This window comes from Amycolatopsis sp. NPDC004772, from assembly GCF_053601215.1.
Genome location: NZ_JBSGBK010000083.1, coordinates 19,529 through 37,257 on the forward strand (window position 1 = coordinate 19,529; position 17,729 = coordinate 37,257).

The 17,729-nt window shown below is 72.4% G+C and carries 18 protein-coding genes; 4 read left to right on the forward strand and 14 right to left on the reverse strand.

The features are described from left to right. Nucleotides 1–53: 53 nt before the first annotated feature. The 7 genes from ACWEF6_RS34490 to ACWEF6_RS34520 all read right to left on the reverse strand — a co-directional run bounded on the left by ACWEF6_RS34490 (nucleotide 54) and on the right by ACWEF6_RS34520 (nucleotide 7,598). Complete coding sequence (locus ACWEF6_RS34490) at nucleotides 54–872, reverse strand: thioesterase family protein (protein WP_285994060.1); 819 nt, start codon at nucleotides 870–872, stop codon at nucleotides 54–56. Nucleotides 873–1,005: 133 nt separating this feature from the next. After that, complete coding sequence (locus ACWEF6_RS34495) at nucleotides 1,006–1,818, reverse strand: sugar phosphate isomerase/epimerase family protein (protein ID WP_449686759.1); 813 nt, start codon at nucleotides 1,816–1,818, stop codon at nucleotides 1,006–1,008. A 62-nt stretch (nucleotides 1,819–1,880) separates the two neighbouring features. Then, nucleotides 1,881–3,404, reverse strand: a complete 1,524-nt coding sequence (locus ACWEF6_RS34500; protein ID WP_449686760.1) for a hypothetical protein — start codon at nucleotides 3,402–3,404, stop codon at nucleotides 1,881–1,883. Nucleotides 3,405–3,567: 163 nt separating this feature from the next. Then, nucleotides 3,568–4,551, reverse strand: a complete 984-nt coding sequence (locus tag ACWEF6_RS34505) for a Ppx/GppA phosphatase family protein (protein ID WP_449686761.1) — start codon at nucleotides 4,549–4,551, stop codon at nucleotides 3,568–3,570. A gap of 112 nt (nucleotides 4,552–4,663) precedes the next feature. Continuing rightward, nucleotides 4,664–5,353, reverse strand: a complete 690-nt coding sequence (locus tag ACWEF6_RS34510) for a response regulator transcription factor (protein WP_086680214.1) — start codon at nucleotides 5,351–5,353, stop codon at nucleotides 4,664–4,666. Further along, the gene (locus tag ACWEF6_RS34515) at nucleotides 5,350–6,591 is read right to left on the reverse strand and encodes a sensor histidine kinase (RefSeq protein ID WP_310967930.1); all 1,242 of its coding nucleotides are present in this window, start codon (nucleotides 6,589–6,591) and stop codon (nucleotides 5,350–5,352) included. Before ACWEF6_RS34515 ends, ACWEF6_RS34510 begins: the two co-directional genes overlap by 4 nt. Before the next feature lie 146 nt (nucleotides 6,592–6,737). After that, nucleotides 6,738–7,598 carry an aldo/keto reductase gene (locus ACWEF6_RS34520; protein WP_449686762.1) on the reverse strand — a complete coding sequence of 287 codons (861 nt, stop codon included), beginning with the start codon at nucleotides 7,596–7,598 and terminating at the stop codon, nucleotides 6,738–6,740. A gap of 67 nt (nucleotides 7,599–7,665) precedes the next feature. Between ACWEF6_RS34520 and ACWEF6_RS34525 the strand changes: the two genes are divergently transcribed. Together ACWEF6_RS34525 and ACWEF6_RS34530 are read left to right on the forward strand one after the other, a co-directional pair. Then, nucleotides 7,666–8,304, forward strand: coding sequence for a DNA-binding response regulator (locus tag ACWEF6_RS34525; protein ID WP_449686763.1), 639 nt, complete (start codon nucleotides 7,666–7,668; stop codon nucleotides 8,302–8,304). Then, nucleotides 8,301–9,176: a hypothetical protein gene (locus ACWEF6_RS34530; RefSeq protein WP_449686764.1), complete on the forward strand. Its 876-nt coding sequence runs from the start codon at nucleotides 8,301–8,303 to the stop codon at nucleotides 9,174–9,176. The genes ACWEF6_RS34525 and ACWEF6_RS34530 overlap by 4 nt, the downstream gene beginning before the upstream one ends. Nucleotides 9,177–9,180: 4 nt before the next feature. Here the strand turns inward: ACWEF6_RS34530 and ACWEF6_RS34535 are convergent, their stop codons facing one another. From ACWEF6_RS34535 to ACWEF6_RS34565, 7 genes are all read right to left on the reverse strand, one after another. Beyond that, nucleotides 9,181–9,930 (reverse strand): phosphoglyceromutase, encoded by a 750-nt coding sequence (locus tag ACWEF6_RS34535; RefSeq protein WP_449686765.1) that lies wholly within the window; start codon nucleotides 9,928–9,930, stop codon nucleotides 9,181–9,183. Nucleotides 9,931–10,363: 433 nt separating this feature from the next. Beyond that, nucleotides 10,364–11,239, reverse strand: a complete 876-nt coding sequence (locus ACWEF6_RS34540) for a DUF4349 domain-containing protein (protein WP_449686766.1) — start codon at nucleotides 11,237–11,239, stop codon at nucleotides 10,364–10,366. A 71-nt stretch (nucleotides 11,240–11,310) separates the two neighbouring features. Beyond that, complete coding sequence (locus ACWEF6_RS34545; protein WP_310967936.1) at nucleotides 11,311–11,823, reverse strand: type III secretion system chaperone family protein; 513 nt, start codon at nucleotides 11,821–11,823, stop codon at nucleotides 11,311–11,313. Next, nucleotides 11,820–13,124: a D-inositol-3-phosphate glycosyltransferase gene (gene mshA / locus ACWEF6_RS34550; protein WP_449686767.1), complete on the reverse strand. Its 1,305-nt coding sequence runs from the start codon at nucleotides 13,122–13,124 to the stop codon at nucleotides 11,820–11,822. The genes ACWEF6_RS34545 and mshA overlap by 4 nt, the downstream gene beginning before the upstream one ends. Before the next feature lie 18 nt (nucleotides 13,125–13,142). Next, the gene (locus tag ACWEF6_RS34555) at nucleotides 13,143–13,958 is read right to left on the reverse strand and encodes an alpha/beta fold hydrolase (protein ID WP_449686768.1); all 816 of its coding nucleotides are present in this window, start codon (nucleotides 13,956–13,958) and stop codon (nucleotides 13,143–13,145) included. 3 nt (nucleotides 13,959–13,961) lie between these two features. Then, the gene (locus ACWEF6_RS34560) at nucleotides 13,962–15,140 is read right to left on the reverse strand and encodes a L,D-transpeptidase (protein ID WP_449686769.1); all 1,179 of its coding nucleotides are present in this window, start codon (nucleotides 15,138–15,140) and stop codon (nucleotides 13,962–13,964) included. A gap of 159 nt (nucleotides 15,141–15,299) precedes the next feature. After that, nucleotides 15,300–16,352: a UDP-N-acetylmuramate dehydrogenase gene (locus ACWEF6_RS34565; protein WP_449686770.1), complete on the reverse strand. Its 1,053-nt coding sequence runs from the start codon at nucleotides 16,350–16,352 to the stop codon at nucleotides 15,300–15,302. A 24-nt stretch (nucleotides 16,353–16,376) separates the two neighbouring features. On the opposite strand from ACWEF6_RS34565, the gene ACWEF6_RS34570 reads away from it, so the two are divergent. Both ACWEF6_RS34570 and ACWEF6_RS34575 read left to right on the forward strand, forming a co-directional pair. Beyond that, entirely contained in the window at nucleotides 16,377–16,883 is a 507-nt protein-coding gene (locus tag ACWEF6_RS34570; protein ID WP_449686771.1) for a DUF2505 domain-containing protein, read from the forward strand. After that, the gene (locus ACWEF6_RS34575; protein WP_449686772.1) at nucleotides 16,862–17,662 is read left to right on the forward strand and encodes a class I SAM-dependent methyltransferase; all 801 of its coding nucleotides are present in this window, start codon (nucleotides 16,862–16,864) and stop codon (nucleotides 17,660–17,662) included. The genes ACWEF6_RS34570 and ACWEF6_RS34575 overlap by 22 nt, the downstream gene beginning before the upstream one ends. Nucleotides 17,663–17,729: the final 67 nt, after the last annotated feature.

Sequence of the window (17,729 nt, forward strand, 5' to 3'; positions counted from 1 at the left end):
CGGTGCCGGGGGCGCGCCGGCACCACCCTTCCAAGCACACACCGAGCCCGCGCTCAGCCGCCGGGAGCCGGGGCCAACCCCAGCTGGCGTGCCTGGCACACCAGCCGGCCCTGGGCGTCGACCACCGTGGCGTCGGAGTCGAACCACGACTCGTGCACCGACCTCGACTCCACCACCACTCTCAGCCACCCGGGCGCCGGGCGTGTCCTCAGCAGCGCCGTCAGCTGGACCGTCGGGGCCCAGCCGATGCGGCCCAGGTTCATCACGACCGGCGGGTTCACGTCCGACGCCAGCAGCGAAAAATACGGGTCCACCAGGCTGTGCCGCGGGCGGACCCACAGCCGCATCCGGGGTGGCTCGCCCGTGCGGCCCGTCAGGTAGCCCGCCGTCGCCGGGTCGAGGCGGACTTCGCAGCCCTTGGCCAGGTTGAACGGCCCCTCCGTGCTCTCCGCCATCGCCAGCGCGCCCGGTGGGGGCTCGGCCGGCATCGACGGGACGTCGGTCCACTCCGGACGGCGCATCGGCAGGCGGCCCGTCGTCACCCTCGCCTCGACGCAGCTGCGGCCGCGCTGCTCCAGGCGGACCTCGACCACCGTCGCGCGGCGGCCGACCTTGCGGACGTCCGTGCGCAGCAGCACCGGGCCGAGCGCGGGCGCGTGCAGGAACTCCGCGCTGACGACCAGCGGCTCCGCGTGCGGCTCACCGCGCTCGTGCAGGGCGGCGATCGCCGCCCGGGCCAGCAGGGCGAGTAGGAAACCCCCGTGCGGGTGCGAGCCGATGGCCCATTCCGCACGCAGCACCGCGGTGAAGGTGCCGTCCCCCAGCGACCGCGCCGCACTCGCCGTGTCGAAGGACACGGCGGTGCCGTCCATTCCGCTCACGAACGGTCCGCGCCATTTCGGGAATCGGGGTAGGTGACGAGCAACGAGTGCGACGGGTTCACGGTCCGAACTTTACGGGTACAACCGGCGGAAATGCACTGGGGAGTAGATAGGCGCGACGCACTTATTGGCCGAGGTGGAACCGCGCGAACAACAACGCCTCCGCCAGATCGCGGACGCGCTGCGCCGCCGTGACGGCGTGCCGGGTGTTGATCTCCAGCACGATCTGGCCGCCGAAACCGTTGCTGACCAGCTTCTCGAGCAGTTCGGCGCAGGGCTGGCCGCCGCGGCCGGGTACCAGGTGTTCGTCCCTCGGGACGCCGGTGCCGTCCGCCAGATGGACGTGCGAGAGGCCGTCACCCATCCGCTGCGCGAGCGCCAGCGCGTCCATCTCGGCTGCCGCTGTGTGGGACAGGTCGAGCGTGTAGTGCCGGAACCCGACGTCCGTCGGATCGATCGACGGCCGGAACGCGGACACGCGCGAATTCTTCGAACCACCGGGCGGCCGGACCTTGAACATGTTTTCCACGGCGATTTCGACGCCGCTCGACTCCTCCAGTTCGGCGACGAGATCACCGAACCCGTCGCCGTACCGGCGCTGCCACCGGAACGGCGGGTGCACCACCACCGTGCGCGCGCCGAGCTCCAGGGCGGCATCGACCGACATCCGCAGCCGCACCACCGGATCGGGCGACCAGATCCGCTGGGTGATGAGCAGCGACGGCGAGTGCACCGAAAGCACGGGCACGCCGGTGCGCCGCGACAGGCGCCGCAGCGCGGTGACGTCCTGGCTGACCGGGTCGGCCCAGACCATCACCTCGACGCCGTCGTAGCCGAGCTCGGCGGCCAGCTCGAACGCCGTCCCCGCCTTGAGGGGCCACACCGACGCCGTGCTGAGTCCGACGGGGACCGGCTGCTCGTCTGTCACGCGCGCCATCCTGCCTCGTCACCACGGGTGCGCGACGCCGCCGGGCCGCCAACGCGACGCGGATCACCGCGTCAGCGGCCGACCAGCAGCAACGCAGCCGGCGAAACCGTCACCACCAGGCCGACCAGCACCGCGAGCACCGTCGTCTGCAGGTCCTCGGCGCGGCGGATCTTCCGCACGATCCAGACCAGCGCGACGACCACCAGCAGCGCGGCGATCAGCGCGGCGGCCGGGATGTTCACCCACAGCCAGTTGAAGCCGAGCCAGACGGCGGCACCACCGACGACACCCAGCGCCAGCTGGCCGGCCAGGGCCAGCCACTGCTTGCCGGGCGACGCCGCAGGTTCCGGCTCCGCGGCCGGCTCGGGCGCGTCGTCGTACTCGTCGTCTTCGTAGCCTTCGCCCTGCTCGTAGCCGTAGTCGTCCTGCTCGAAGTCCGGGCCGTCCGCCGGGTAGTCGTCGGCGAACTCGCGCTCGTACGGCGCCAGGTCGTCCGGGATCGGCGCCCGCGAGGCCCGGTCGCCGGGCGCGAACGGCATCGGCGGCGGGTACGCGCCGGTCGGCGGGCCCGCGTCGTAGGCGGCCTGGTAGCCGCTGCTCTCCGGGGCGAAGCCGTCGGGCTCGAAGTCGTCTTCGGGGTAGCCGTCGTCGGGCGTGTCGGAGGGCACCGCCGGCATGACGCCGATCTCGGTGTCCTCCATCTGCTCCTTCTGCCGCCGCTTGCGCCAGTTCGCCAGGCCCGCGGGCGAGGCGGGCTCGTCGGGCTTCTTGGCCTTCGGCGGCACCGGCGGGGCGGGCGGCTCGTCGTCGGGGACCGCCGAGAACTGCTCGGTGTGGTCCTCGCGCTTCGGCTCCGGGCGGCGCGCCGGGGCGCGGCGCGGGCGGCCGGGCGCGGCGGGCGGGTTCGCGAACGACCCGCTGGCCATCGGGCCCGGCGGGACGTCGATGTCGGCGTCCGGGGTGCCGTTGAGGCCGTCGAGCCGGGCCGACAGCGGAGTGCCGGGCGGCGGGGGTGCCGGCAGCTGCTGCGACGGCTGGGGCGGCGTCGGCAGCTGCTGGGACGGCTGCGGCGGCGGGGGCTGGCGGCGCGGCGCGGCGCGCGGCGGCACCGGCAGCTGCGCGGACTCCTGCGGGCGCGCGAACTGGCCCGACTCCTGCGGCGGCCGGGAGAACTGGCCGGACTCCTGCGGGACCGGACGGGCGTACTGGCCGGACTCGGCACCCCCCGGGGCGGGCCGCGCCGGGGGCGGCGCCACCGGCCGGGGCAGCGGCTGGGAGTCCTGCGGGACCGCCCGGGGCGCGGGCGGCGGCGGGGACGGCGGCTCGGCGCGGCGACGCCCGGCCGGGCGCGCGGGCGGGGCCGGCGTGCCTTCGGACGCCACCCGGTCGATGATCGCCTGCGGGCCGGTGTCGCTCACGCCGGGCCGCCGGTGCGAACCGGTCGCGCCGGGCGGGGCTTCGGGGGTGGCGGGTTCGTCGTCGTCATCGGCGGCGCGCCGACGGCGACGGCGTCCGCCGTCGACCTGGGCACCGTGCTGGGCGAGCAGCTCAGCCACGGTCTTCTGCGGCTGGTCGCCTCCGGTCTGGTCCGTCATACCTGGTGATCCCCTGCGCGCACCGTGTTGCCACTGTCGGCACCTCGCGGAGCGAAACCCGACGGCACACCGGCGGCGCCGCGCGCGCTGTACACCGACCTCTGCATGTCCGTCACCTCTCCACCGTGCCCGTTATCCGTCCGGGAAGTCCAGCCGCGTGCTTTCACCGGTCCTCCTGTGCGCCGAAGCGCCCGGCGAGGGCGGCTCCAGTCTCATCCGCGCCGTTCGAATGGTCCAGCCGCCGCAGGATGACACCCTCTCGCAGAGCCCACGGGCAGATCTCGAGTTCCGGCACCCCGAGCGCCCGCATCGTGGCCTGCGCGACGAGCGCACCCGCCACGAGCTGGTGCGACCGGCTCGAGCTGACCCCCTCGAGCTGCGCGAGATCGGCCGACGGCATCCGCGAGATGAAGGCCAGGAGCTGGCGCAATGCCGTATCGGTGAGCGTACGTCGGACGCGCGGGCCCGCCGCCGAGGGGGCGGCGCCGGTCAGCCGGGCGAGCGAGCGGAACGTCTTCGACGTCGCCACGACCCGATCGGGTTCACCCCATTTGGTGACCTTGCGCGTGAGGTCGGTGAGCTGGTCGTCCAGCCACGCGGACGTCGCGACGAGCTCGGAGCGCGTCGGCGGGTCGTGCTTGAAGCGGGTGCGCGTGGTGCGGCCCGCGCCCAGGGGCAGCGATTCGGCCAGCACGGGTTCCTCGTCGCGGCCCATCGCGATTTCCAGGGAGCCGCCGCCGATGTCGAGCACCAGCAGCTGCCCGGCCGACCAGCCGTACCACCGGCGGACGGCGAGGAAGGTGTGCCGGGCTTCGTCGACCCCGGAGAGAACTTGCAGCTCGACGCCGGTTTCCTCGGCCACCCGGGCCAGGACCTTGGCGGAGTTCTTCGCCTCGCGGACGGCCGAGGTGGCGAAGGCCATGACCTCTTCGCAGCCGAGCCGCGCGGCGGCTTCCTTCGCGGACTGGACGGCGGTGCAGAGCTCGTCGGCACCGGCCTTGCTGAGCTCGCCGCCGCGGGTGATCCGCTCGGCCAGCCGCAGCACGGACTTTTCGGAATGCATCGGCGTCGGGTGGGCGCCACGGTGGGCGTCGACCACGAGCAGGTGGACGGTGTTGGAACCGACGTCGAGTACCCCTAGGCGCACGGGGGTCCAGGGTACCGGCCCCAGCCCGAGGTCTCGAACATGTAACCGAAAACACTCGGTGCGGCCTCGTCCCGGCGCGCCTCCCGCCGGGACGAAACCGCCCGAAGAGGACTTACGTCTCGAACTTGTAGCCCAGGCCGCGCACCGTCACCAGGTGCCGCGGCGAACCCGGGTCCGGCTCGATCTTCGAGCGCAGCCGCTTCACGTGGACGTCCAGGGTCTTCGTGTCGCCCACGTAGTCCGCGCCCCACACCCGGTCGATCAGCTGCCCGCGGGTCAGCACCCGGCCGACGTTGCGGAGCAGGTACTCGAGCAGGTCGAACTCCTTGAGCGGCAGCGACACCTCGGCGCCGTCCACGGTCACCACGTGCCGCTCGACGTCCATCCGGACCGGGCCCGCCGAGAGCACCAGCGGGGCCAGCTCGCCGTCGGTGCCCGGCTCGCCGCCGCGGCGCAGCACCGCCCGGACCCGCGCGATCAGCTCGCGCGCCGAGTACGGCTTCGTCACGTAGTCGTCCGCGCCCAGCTCCAGGCCCACGACCTTGTCGATCTCGCTGTCGCGCGCGGTCACCATGATGACCGGCACGGCCGAGCGCTGGCGCAGCTGCTTGCACACGTCGGTGCCGCTCATGCCGGGCAGCATGAGGTCGAGCAGCACGATGTCGGCGCCGTTGCGGTCGAACTCCTCCAGCGCGGCCTGGCCGGTCCCGGCGACGGCCGCGGTGAACCCTTCCTTGCGCAGCAGGAAGGCGAGGGGGTCGGCGAACGACTCCTCGTCCTCGACGATGAGAACCCTGGTCACAGGTTTCCTCCATGATCTGGGCTGTCCTGCCCGGTAACCACGAGCCTCGGGGTGCGCTCGGGGGTCTTCTCCTGCCGCGGTGCCGGCGAGGTCTTGGCCGCCCGGGCCGGCTCGGGGGCCGGTTCGGGGCTGACGTGCGCGGGGATGCGCAGGGTGAACGTCGAGCCGGTGCCCGGACGGCTCCACAGGCCGACCGAGCCGCCGTGGTTGGCCGCGACGTGCTTGACGATCGCCAGGCCGAGGCCGGTGCCGCCGGTGGCGCGCGAGCGGGCCTTGTCGGCGCGGTAGAAGCGCTCGAACACGCGCTGCTGCTCGTCCTCGGCGATGCCGATGCCGCGGTCGGTGACGGCGATCTCGACCATCCCGTCCGCCAGCCGCCTGCTGATGGAGACCGGGCTGCCGGCCGGCGAGTACGCGACGGCGTTCTCCAGCAGGTTCGACAGGGCGGTGACCAGCAGCGTGCGGTCGCCCTCGATGAGCAGGCCGCTCGGGCTGTCGGTGGTGATGCTGATGTCGGCGGACTCCGCCGAGAGCGTCGTGCGGCCGAGCGATTCGCGGACGACCGCGTCGACCTCGACGACGTTGAGGTCGGGCAGCCGCTCGGCGCCCTGCAGCCGCGACAGCGCGATCAGCTCGGTGACGAGCTGGCCCAGGCGGGTGGACTCGCGCAGGATCTTGCCGCCGAAGCGGCGGACCTCCTCGACGTCCTCGGCGGCGTCGAGCACGGCCTCGGTGAGCAGCGCGATCGCGCCCACCGGGGTCTTGAGCTCGTGGCTGACGTTGGCGACGAAGTCGCGGCGCACGGCCTCCAGCCGGATGGCCTCGGAGTGGTCGACGGCCTCGACGACGGTGAAGCCGTCGCCGAGCGGCCGGACCTGGCCGAGCACCGCTTCCGGCTGCCGCCCGCGCGCTTCGAGTGGCGAAAGGTCGATCTCCATCGGTTCGTCGGTTTCGACGACCTGCTCGGCGGCCTTGCGGGCCCGCGGGTCGGCCTGGTTGACCTTGACCAGACCCAGCTCGTAGGCACGCGGGTTGTGCAGGACCATGTCGCCGAACCGGTTCAGCACGACGACGCCGTTGTTCGAGGAGCGGACCAGCCGTTCGAGGAGTTCCGCGACGGTCGGGCCCGGCGGCCGGGCCTCTTCCCGGCGGGTGCGCGCCCGCGCCAGGAAGTAACCGGCCACCGCACCGGCCACCAGTGCGCCGATGGCCAGTGCGAGTGAAACAGGCGTGGTCACGGGCCGATCGTAAGCGGAGAAGTGGCCCTTCGGCCTAGCGTTGTCCGCCTTGTCGTGAGCACCGCGACACCTGGGGAGGACATGTTCGCCGGGGCTTCAGGCGGCGTTCACCCGATCGATTCCCCGGCGAGACATTCCGGGCGAATTCACCCGAGCGCGGCCAGGTCTTCGTCCGTCAGCTCGAGCGCCGCCGCGGCGACGTTCTGCTCGAGGTGCCCGACGTCACCGGTGCCCGGGATGGCCAGCACGTGCGGTCCCCGGTGGAGCGTCCACGCGAGCCGCACCTGCGCCGGGGTGACGCCGTGGCGGCGCGCGACTTCGGCGACCCGCGTGTCCTCGCCGGTGCCGCTCGCGACGGCGAAGAACGGCACGAAGGCGATCCCGTGCTCGGCGCACCGCCGGACGAGCTCGTCGTCCTCGCGGCGGGCGCTGAGGCCGTATTGGTTCTGGACGCAGACGACCGGCGCGATCTTCAGCGCCTCGGTGAGGTGCTCCGGGCCGACGTTGGAGATGCCCAGCTCGCGGATCAGCCCGGCTTCGCGCAGCTCGGCGAGCGCGCCGAAGCCGTCGGCGAGGGAGCCGGTGCCGCGGTCGAGGCTCTGGCCGATCCGGTAGTTGACGACGTCGAGGTGGTCCCGGCCCAGCTCCCGCAGGTTTTCCTCGACCTGGGCCCGCAGCTGCTCGGGCCGGGCGGTGTGGAACTCGCCCGTGAAGTCGCGGCCGGGGCCGACCTTGGTGGTGATGACGAGGTCGTCGTAGGGCGCGAGGGCGGTGTTGAGCAGTTCGTTGGCCGAGCGCGGCCCGGCGAAGTAGAAGGCGGCGGTGTCGAAGTGGTTCACGCCGAGCTCGACGGCCCGGCGCAGCACGGCGAGGGACGTCTCGCGGGCGCGGATGCCACCGTCCGTGGTGGACATCAGGCGCATGGCGCCGAACCCGAGGCGGTTGACTTCGAAGGAGCCGAGCTTCCAGGTGCCCGCCGCGGCGGCGGGGAGGGTGTTCGTGGTCATGCCTCCAGCCTTCCGGCGGTGCCCGCGTGACCACCGGGTTTGGCAGTTTGCTGCCACACTGGAATGCGTGGAGAAGGTGACTGACGTCGTCATGGTGCGCGGCGAAGCGGAGCTGTTCGAGCGGACGGCGCACCTCTTCGAGCTCGCGACGGAGATTTCCTGCGCGGCCCGCGACCTGCACACGTGGTCGGTGGCGCACCCGGTGGCCCCCGAGCGGGAGCAGTCGGTGCGCGGGCTGAAGATCCGCAAGGTGTACCAGCCGGGCGTGCTGTTCGACCCGGCGCTCGCCGAGCACCTGCGGCGGATGGCCGCGGGCGGTGCGGGCATCCGGATCACCGAACGCGAGATCAACGAGACGATCCTGCTGGACCGCCGCATCGCCATCGTGGCCGGCGACCGCGTCGGCGGGGTCCGCGGCTACACGGTGATCAGCAGCCCGGACCTGGTTCAGGGCATCCAGTCGCTGTTCGAGGCGGCCTGGCACGCGGCGACGGACCTGGAGTCCTACCAAGCGCGCTTCACCGAGCTGGGCGCGCGCGAAATCCTGGAGCAGCTGGCCTCGGGCTGCAAGGACGAGACGGCGGCCCGGGCCCTCGGCATCAGCCTGCGCACCTACCGGCGCCGGGTGGCGGAGCTGATGGAGCTCCTCGGGGCGTCGTCGCGGTTCCAGGCCGGGGCCCGGGCCCGCGAAGCCGGACTGCTGTGAGGCGAGCGCTGCCGGCGCTGGCGGTCCTGCTGGCGTCCGCGTGCACGGTCACCGGCACGGCCGTGCCGGTCGGCGCCAACCTCGCCCTGGTCGATGCCCAGCGGACCGGCACCGCCCTCGACGCGGTGAAGGCGGCCGCCGAAGCGGTGTTCAGCTACGACTCCGGGAACCCGGCGGGGTTCGACCAGGCCGTCGCCGAGCACGTCACCGGGCCGGCGAAGACCCAGCTCACCGCGTTGTTCGAGCAGGTCAGGAAGAGCCCGCAGCCGGTGCACCTGGTCACCCGGGTGCGGCAGGCGGCGGCGCTGGAGTTCACCGGCGACCGGATCCGCGACCTGGCCGTGCTCCAGCAGGACAACGGCACCTCGAAGGGCCTCGCCGCGGTCGCCTTCACCGCGATCCGGGACGGCGGGCGCTGGCGGCTCTCCGACATCGCGGTGAACCCCGCCCAGCCGGCGCCCGCACCGCAGCCGGACGACGGCAGCACGGGCGGGCTGCGCGATTCGGCGCTGGCGGGGGCCCGGGTGGCGGCGGGCGCGCTGTTCACGACCGACAGCGCCGATCCGGAAGGCAGCTACGCGCGGGCGGAAGCGGTCACCGCCGGGCCTTTCCTCGACGACTACCGCGCGAAGAAGACGTCCTACGTCGAGGCCATCCGCGCCAGCGGCACGAAGGTGGCGCTCGGTCCCGAACCGATGGCCGGGGTGGTCGCCATCACCGGCGGGCGGGCGATCGTGTTGTTCTTCACGACGCTGCAGGTCACCGCCGCGACCGGCCAGGTGACCAGCCGCCCCTTCCCGGCCGAACTCGACGTCGTCCGCGAAGGGGCGAGCTGGAAGGTGACCGGCGTGCGGCCGGTCACCGTGGCCTGAACGCTCAGCGACCCTGGTTCGCCACCGCGGCGGCGGCTTCCTTGGCGGCTTCCGGGTCGAGGTACTCGCCGCCCGGCTTCACCGGCTGCAGGTCCTCGGTGAGGTCGTAGCGCAGCGGGATGCCGGTCGGGATGTTGAGGCCCGCGATGTCGGCGTCGGAGATGCCGTCGAGGTGTTTGACCAGCGCGCGCAGCGAGTTGCCGTGCGCGGCGACCAGCACCGTCTTGCCCGCACGCAGGTCGGGCACGATCGCGGACTCCCAGTACGGCAGCAGCCGCTCGACGACGTCCTTCAGGCACTCGGTCAGCGGCGCGGCGTCGCCGAGGTTCGCGTAGCGGGCGTCGTCCGCCTGGCTCCACTCGTCCTTCGGGTCGATCGCCGGCGGCGGGGTGTCGTACGAGCGGCGCCAGAGCATGAACTGCTCCTCGCCGAACTCGCTCAGGGTCTGCTTCTTGTCCTTGCCCTGCAGCGCGCCGTAGTGGCGCTCGTTGAGGCGCCAGTCGCGCTTCACCGGGATCCAGTGCCGGTCGGCGGCGTCCAGCGCGATGTTCGCGGTGGAGATCGCGCGGCGCAGCAGCGAGGTGTGCACCACGTCCGGGAGCAGCCCGGCGCCGGCCAGCAACTGACCGCCCTGGCGGGCTTCGCCCTCGCCCTGTTCCGACAGCGGTACGTCCACCCAGCCGGTGAACAGGTTTTCCGCGTTCCACGTGCTCTGCCCGTGCCGCAGCAGCACCAACGTCCCAATCTCGGCCATGGGCAACAGCCTGCCAGAACGCACCACGCGGCCGAGTGGTGACCTCCGCCGCACCGCGCGTCCTACCCAGAGTGTGTTACCGCGGAGTAACACCTCACTCTTCGACAAGTCCGTCGGCCAACAACGCGCAAAAATCCGGCCGCGGACTGCGGACCGTTATCGCTCAGCGGTAAATTCACTCGAACGGGCTAGCCAGTAGCCTTGTGATTACCCGGCGGGATCTGACAGGTTGACTACGTCCCGAGCGGCTGGATTCCACGCACTCCCCGGCCGGATTCGGGCATTGACCGCGGCTCGTCTCCCCCCTGCCGGGCCGCGGCCCGCCCGGCCCCGTTGGCACCCCCCTCGTCACCGGGTCCTGATCGGCGGGAACTTCAGCGGGGCGGCTCGAGATCGCGACTCCCCCTCCCTCGAGCCGTCCCGCCTGTTCCGCTCAGCCCTCGCCGGGCTCCGCGGCCGGCACCGCGGCCGGTGGCCGGCGGCGGTGGTAGAGCCACCAGCCGAGCCAGCCCAGCGGCACGATGAAGAGCAGGAACGGCGCGAGCGCGCCCAGCACGGTCAGCAGGCCGCCGCCGAAGACGAGGAACGCGTGCCAGCCGCCGGCCAGCCCGCCGAGGAACCCGCTGTGGTCCTCCGACGGCGGCGGCGGGGCGGCGACGTTGCGGATGGTCATCGCCACGGTCGCCATCGCGACGCTGCCGGCCAGCGAATTCCGCTGCTGTTCGAGCGATTCGAGCGTCGCTTCGCGGCTCGTCAGCTCACTCTCGACCGAAGCGATCTCGGACACCGAAGTCGCCTTCGCCAGCAACGCGCGGATCCGCTCCACCGAAGCCCGCTGCGTCGCCAGCCGCGCTTCGACGTCGACGACCTGTTCGGTCACGTCCTGGGTGTTCAGCTCCCGCTTCACCATGGCACTGCCCAGGTGCGCGAGCTGGTCGAGCACGCCGTCCAGCTTGTCCGCGGGCACCGCGAGGCTGAGCGTCGCCAGCTCTTCGCCCGTGCTCTCCTGCCCGGTGTAGCCGCCGGCCCCCAGCGCGATGCCGCGGGCCTGCGCGACGACGTCGACCACCTTGGTGGCGGTCAGTTCCAGCCGGGCGCTGCGCGAAAGCTTGCGTTCGGTGGCGCCCGGCTGCGGCGGCGTCACCTTTTCCGCCCCGGTCTTGCCGCTGCCCTGCTGCGGTGCCGCCGGGACCGGCCCGGATCCGGCACTGTCCGCCGTGGACATCCCCTTGTCCTGGGCCGCCGAGCAGCCGGCCAGCACGAACGCCACGGCCACGGCCGCGAGCCCGGCTCTCCATCGAGTCCGCATCCTGCGTCTCCCTCCAGTTTCGGCTGACGAGGAGACGGATGTCCGGTTCAGGGCCGTTGCACGGCCTCCGGTCACGACTCGGTCAAGCCCGGTTCGTGCGGCCGCTCGGGGGCGACGAGGTGCTTGAACGCCTGGAGGTTCGCCAGGGACTCACCGCGGGAGACGCGCCAGTCCCACTCGCGCTTGATCGACGTCGCGAAGCCGATCTCGAGCAGTGTGTTGAAGTCGCCGTCGGCCGCTTCCAGCACCTGGCCGAGCACCTTGTCCAGCTCGTCGGCGGACATCGTCTCCTTGCCGAACCGGCCGACCAGGTAGATGTCCCCGAGACTGTCCACTGTGTAGTGGACGCCGTAGAGCTTCGCGTTGCGCTGCAACAGGAACCGGTAAACGTCCTCATGGGACTCATCGGGACGGCGGCAGACGAAGGCCTCCACCGAAAACGCGTGGTCGCCGTCGACGAGCCACGCGTTCGTCTGCAGCTTCTTCGTGCCGGGCAGCGTGACGAAGTACTTGCCGGGACCGCGTTTGTCGTACTTCAGCTCGTTGGAGTCCAAAGTAGACTGGATCAGCTGGTCCAGGCTCACACCGCCACCTCCGCGCGCAGGTCCAGCGCACGGGAGAAGGCGCTGGTGGCCTGAGCATAGATGTCCAGGAGCGCGTCCGTCGTGCGGCGCCAGGAGAACCGGCGCGCGTGCACGACGGCGTTCGCGCCGAGTTCGGCCCGCCGGTCCGGGCGCAGGGCGACGGCGGCCAGCGCGTCCGCCCACTCGTCGGCGCCGTGCCCGGGCACCAGCAGCCCGGAGACGCCGTGCGGCACCGCCACCGGCAGCCCGCCGACCTCGGCGGCGACCACCGGCGTCCCGCAGGCCTGCGCCTCGAGGGCGACCAAGCCGAACGACTCGTTGTAGCTCGGCACCGCGACGACGTCGGCGGCGCGGAAGACGCGGGCGAGCGACTCGCCCGGCTGCGGCGGCAGGAACCGGACCTGCCGCTCGATGCCGAGGGAAACGGCCAGCTCGCGCAGGGCCTGCGGCTGCTCCAGCCCGGTGCCCGACGGCCCGCCGACGATCAGCACGACCAGCCGCGCAGCCAGCTCGGGACGGCGGCGCAGCATCGCGGCCGCGGCGTGCAGCAGGACGTCCGGCGCCTTGAGCGGCTGGATCCGGCCGGCGAAGGCGAGCACGACGTCGTCTTCGGTCAGCCCCAGCTCCGCGCGGGCGACGGACTTCGAGCCCGGCGTGAAGCGTTCGAGGTCGACGCCCGGCGGCACGGCGTGCACCGCGTCCGGCGCGGCGTCGTAGAGGTCGATGAGCTGGCGCGCTTCGACCGCGGTGTTGGCGACCAGCCGATCGGCCTCGGCGACCACCTGCTCCTCGCCGATCACGCGGGTGCGCGGCTCGGGCTTGTCGCCCTCGGCGAGCGCGGCGTTCTTCACCTTCGCCAGGGTGTGCGCGGTGTGCACCAGCGGCACGGACCACCGGTCGCGGGCGAGCCAGCCGACCTGGCCGGAGAGCCAGTAGTGCGAGTGGATGAGGTCGTAGTGGCCGGGCTCGTGGAAGGCCTCGGTGCGCAGCACGCCGGAGGTGAACGCGCACAGCTGGGCGGGCAGCTCGTCGCGGCCCAGCGGCTCGAACGGGCCCGCCTGCACGTGCCGCACGGTCACGCCGGGCGCCAGCTCGGCCACCGGCGGCTGGCCGGACGCGGTCGCACGGGTGAACACCTCGACCTCGACGCCGCGGCGGGCCATCTCGGTCGCGGTTTGGCTGACGTAGACGTTCAGCCCGCCCGCGTCACCGGTCCCGGGCTGTTCCAGTGGCGAGGTGTGTACGGACAGCACCGCGATCCGGCGCGGCGCAGCGCGGAACCCTCGGATGTTGCTGGTCACCTGGTCACTTCTCCTGCTTCAGCATTCCTCGGCGAACTGCCGGAGCACCACGTCGAACTCGGCCGCGGACTCGGCGAAGGGCGCGTGCCCTCCGTCAACGAACCAACGCCCGGTGGCACCCGGAATCTTCCCGAGGGCGTGTTCGGCCGCCGAGGGCTCGATCACGCGGTCGGCCGTTCCGTGCACGACCAGCACCGGTTTGTCGATGCCGGCCAGCACGTCTTCGCTGCCGACGTCCCGGCGGAACAGCCCGGAACGGACCGAAGGCGGCACGCTGAGCGAGGCGCCGAGCAGGGCCTGCGCCTGGGCGCCGGGCACCGGCCCGGTGACCATCGCCCGGTTGAACGCGGTCAGCGCGGGGACCGCGGTGTCCGGATCGTCGGAAAGCATCGCCCGCATGTGCTCGCGCATCAACGGCCCGACGCGCCCGCCGGGCCGGTCGCGGCCGATCTCGGTGATGGCGCCGACGAGCACGAGCCCGCGCAGCCGTGCGGTGCCGTGCACCCGGATGTGGTCCAGCAGCACCAGGCCGCCGTAGGACCAGGCGACGACGATCGCGTCCGGGCCGGCGAAGTCGAGCACCGCGGCGAGGTCGTCCGCCCAGGCGACCGGGTCGTCGTACCCGGTGGCCGGGACGTCGGAAGCGCCGTGGCCCCGGAGGTCCACGGCGATCAGCCGGAACCGCTCGGTCAGGGCCGGATCGGCGAGCTGCGCGGCCCAGCACCCGGCCGACTGCGCCCAGCCGTGCACGAACACGATCGGCCGGCTGTTCTCCTCGCCCTCGACCCGCAGGCCGAGCCGGACCCCGCCGTGCCCGACGACTTCGGTGCGCACGGGTTACTTCGCACCCATCCCCTGCCAGGCCGACCAGCTGAAGTTCCAGTCCTTGACGTCGGAGTTCATCGGCGGGGACAGCTTCGAGCCGGTGATCTCGACCGGGTCGCCGATCATCGCCGAGTCGAAGTAGTCCTTGGCGTCGGCTTCGAGCAGGTTGACGCAGCCGTGGGAGTTGTTGTTCTTCCCGATGTTGGCCGCGTTGTCCTGGTTCTCGTGGATGAACTCGCCGTGGTTGGAGAACCGGCAGGCCCACTTCTTGTTGACGTTCGTGTAGCCGTAGCGGGCGTTGTCGAAGATCGCCGACGGTTCCTTGCTCATGATGATGTAGGTGCCGTTCGGGGTGTTGCGGTCGACCTCGGCGTCCAGCCCGTTCGCGCACGGGTAGCTCTTGACCTGCGAGCCGCCGCGGTAGACGCGCATCTGGTGGTCCGGGGTGTTGACCTTGACCACCTGGTTGCGGCCGATCTTGAACTTCGTGGTGACGTCGGCCTTGCCGTACGCGCCGCCGCCCAGCTCGACGCCGTACAGCTTCGCCTCGACGTTCACGGTGATGTTCTGCGGCCAGTACTCCTTCGGCCGGTAATCGACCTGGCTGTCGGACAGCCAGCCCCACGCGCCCTCGACCTCGCCCTTGTCCGTCTTCACGGACAGGGCCTTCTCGACCGCCTTGCGGTCCTTGACCGGCGACGCGAACTTCACGCTGATCGGCATGGCCACGCCGACGGTCTGGTTGTCGGCCGGGTTCAGCGTGGCGCGGACCTGCTTGGCCGGGGCGATCGTGGTGAAGCTGCCGGTGAAGTCGACCGGCTTGCCGTCGGAGCCGGTGGCCTTGGCGGCGTAGGTGTAGGTCTTGCCGTAGCCGAGCGGCTCGGAGCTGGTCCAGGTGAGGCCGTCCGGCGCGAGGTCGCCCTTGACGGCCTTGCCGCCGTCGGCGGTCAGCTTGCACTCGGTGAGCTTGCCGTCGGCGACCTTGAGCACGGCGGGCTTGAGCACCGGGACGTCCTTGGCGTCGGCGGCGGGCTCGGCCGTGATCTTCGCCACGGGCTTCGCGCCCTCGCCGTCGGCACCGGCCGCGCCGGTGGGCAGCGCGTTGCCGCCGTTCTCGCTCGAACACGCGGCGGCGACCAGTGCGGCTCCAGCCGCCAGAGCAGCCTTGAAGACCGTACGCCGTTCGATCACCGAAACCTCCTGGAATCCCCCGCCGACCAGCGGGCACACGCCTTTAGCGCTGGTAGCCCAGCCGACGTTACCCGCCGGAAGGTAAAGACCAACCGATCAGGTGGCGGACGTCTTTGTCGACAAAGACGTCCTACACACGTACGGGTTGCCCGATTCGGCTCAAATCACGCAGTTGATCAGCAGCGGTTCGGGGTGCAGGCGGACGCCGAACCGCTCGTGGACGCCGTCGCGGACCTCCCTGGCCAGGGCGAGCAGGTCCTCGGTCGTCGCGTCGCCGCGGTTGGTCAGCGCCAGGGTGTGCTTCGTCGAGAGCGAAACCCGGTTCCCCGGTCCGGGGTACCCCTTGGCGAACCCGGCGCGCTCGATCAGCCAGGCCGCGGACAGCTTCACGCCGCCGTCGGCCGGGTACTGCGGCGCGTCCGCGCCGACGACCTCCGTGATCCGCTCCAGGACCGCTTCGGCCTCGGCGCTCGGCACGATCGGGTTGGTGAAGAATGAGCCGGCGCTCCACGTGTCGTGGTCGGCCGGGTCGAGCACCATGCCCTTGCCGCGCCGCAGCTCGAGCACCGCGGAGCGCGCTTCGGCGGCCGGGACGCGGGCGCCGATCCCGACGCCGAGCGTGCGCGCCAGTTCGGCGTAGCGGATGGGCGCGGACAGGCCGTCTTCGCGGACCTCGAAGCGGACCGAGAGGACGACGCCGGTGTCCGTGCCCTTGAGGACGCTGGTGCGGTAGGCGAAGCCGAGCTCGTCGGCCTTGAGCGTGCGCACCTCGCGCGTTCCCCGGTCGTAAAGTTCGACCGAGACGATCGATTCGGCGACCTCGCAGCCGTACGCGCCGACGTTCTGGATCGGCGTCGCCCCGACGCTGCCGGGGATGCCGGAGAGGCACTCGAGCCCGCCCAGCCCGGCCTCGACCAGGGCCGCGACGAAGGCGTCCCAGTTCTGGCCGGCTTCGACGTCCACGTGAGCACCGTCACGGCGCCAGCCGGTGTTCGCCACCTCGACGAGCGTGCCGTCGAACCCCGCGTCGCCGACCACCAGGTTGGAGCCGCCGCCGAGCAGCAGCACCGGCTCGCCCGCCGCATCCGCCGCGCGGACCGCCGCGACGAGGTCTTCGCTGGTCACGGCGCTGACGAAGCGGCGCGCCGGGCCGCCGAGGCGCAGCGTGGTGTACGCGGCGAGCTTCGGGAGTTCGGAAGTACGGGGGTTCACCCGCCTGACGGTACTGTTCGGTCCATGGGATCCCGGATCGAGCACCGCGCTGAGTTCGCCGCCGACGTCGCGTCCACGTACGCGGCCGTCGCCGGCGAGGACGCGCTGCGGGCCCGCCTGGAGGAGATCGGCGGCCACGGCGCGGCGCTGCTGGCGTACGAAGTGTCCGGTACGGACCTGCGCTACCAGCTGCGGCAGGGCATCAGCGCGGACAAGCTGCCCCAGGCGGTGCGGACGCTGCACAAGGGCGACCTGCTGGTGACCCGCACGCAGACCTGGCGCGTCAGCAACGACGGCACCGGCCGCCAGGGCAACGCTTCGGTCGAGGTCTCCGGCGTCCCCGGCGAGATCAGCGCGCGGACGGCCCTGCTGGCCGGCGACGGCAAGACCGTGCACCGGACCAGCGGCGAGGTGACCGTCCGGATCCCGTTGTTCGGCGGGAAGCTGGAGAGCGTGATCGCCGAGCAGGTCACGAAACTGCTGGAGCGCGAAGCCGAATTCACCGCGAAGTGGCTCGCGCAAGCAAGCTGAGCCCGGTCGGCGCGCCGACGCGCGGCACGACCAACCCGAACCGCCTGCGCCGGGTCGACCGCTGGATCGCGGCCGCGCCGTCGACGTCCCGGCTGCTGCGCTCGGCGGCCGATCCGCTGGTCGTCGACCTCGGCTACGGCGCTTCCCCGGTCACGACGGTCGAGCTGGCCCGCTGGCTGCGCCGCGTCCGCCCGGACGTCCGGGTGCTCGGCCTGGAGCTGGATCCGGTGCGAGTGGCCGCCGCGCTGCCCGCCGCGTCGCCGCCGTTGCTGGACTTCCGCCGCGGCGGGTTCGAGCTGGCCGGGACGCGGCCGGTGCTCGTGCGGGCGTTCAACGTCCTCCGGCAGTACGCGGAGGACGAGGTCGCCGGCGCGTGGGGCCTGATGCTGGATTCGATGCCCGCCGAGGGCCTCCTCGTCGAGGGCACCTGCGACGAGATCGGCCGGCGGTCGACGTGGGTCCTGGTGGCCCGCTCCGGCCCGGTCTCCCTGACGCTCTCGATGCGGCTGGCGGGCCTGGACCGCCCGTCGACGATCGCCGAGCGGCTGCCGAAGGCGCTGATCCACCGGAACGTGCCCGGCGAGCGCGTCCACGCACTGCTGTCCGAGCTGGACATCTGCTGGGCGACGACGGCTCCCCACCAGTCGTTCGGCGTGCGGTCGCGGTGGCTGGAGACGGTCCGGCTGCTGGCCGCGCGGGGCTGGCCGGTGCTGGGCCCGCCGTCGCGCATCCGCCTCGGCGAGCTGACCGTCCCGTGGACGTCGGTCGCCCCGGCCTGAAGCGCCCCAATGTGGCGTTGGTTGCGTCAGACGCACCCAATGTGGCGTTCGGTGCGTCTGACGCACC

What these genes read in the sequence shown, in the direction of transcription:
- ACWEF6_RS34490 (WP_285994060.1), bottom strand. Translation starts at nt 872, where the DNA reads ATGGACGGCACCGCCGTGTCCTTCGACACGGCGAGTGCGGCGCGGTCG.
- ACWEF6_RS34495 (WP_449686759.1), bottom strand. Translation starts at nt 1,818, where the DNA reads ATGGCGCGCGTGACAGACGAGCAGCCGGTCCCCGTCGGACTCAGCACG.
- ACWEF6_RS34500 (WP_449686760.1), bottom strand. Translation starts at nt 3,404, where the DNA reads ATGACGGACCAGACCGGAGGCGACCAGCCGCAGAAGACCGTGGCTGAG.
- ACWEF6_RS34520 (WP_449686762.1), bottom strand. Translation starts at nt 7,598, where the DNA reads ATGACCACGAACACCCTCCCCGCCGCCGCGGCGGGCACCTGGAAGCTC.
- ACWEF6_RS34535 (WP_449686765.1), bottom strand. Translation starts at nt 9,930, where the DNA reads ATGGCCGAGATTGGGACGTTGGTGCTGCTGCGGCACGGGCAGAGCACG.
- ACWEF6_RS34540 (WP_449686766.1), bottom strand. Translation starts at nt 11,239, where the DNA reads ATGCGGACTCGATGGAGAGCCGGGCTCGCGGCCGTGGCCGTGGCGTTC.
- ACWEF6_RS34570 (WP_449686771.1), top strand. Translation starts at nt 16,377, where the DNA reads ATGGGATCCCGGATCGAGCACCGCGCTGAGTTCGCCGCCGACGTCGCG.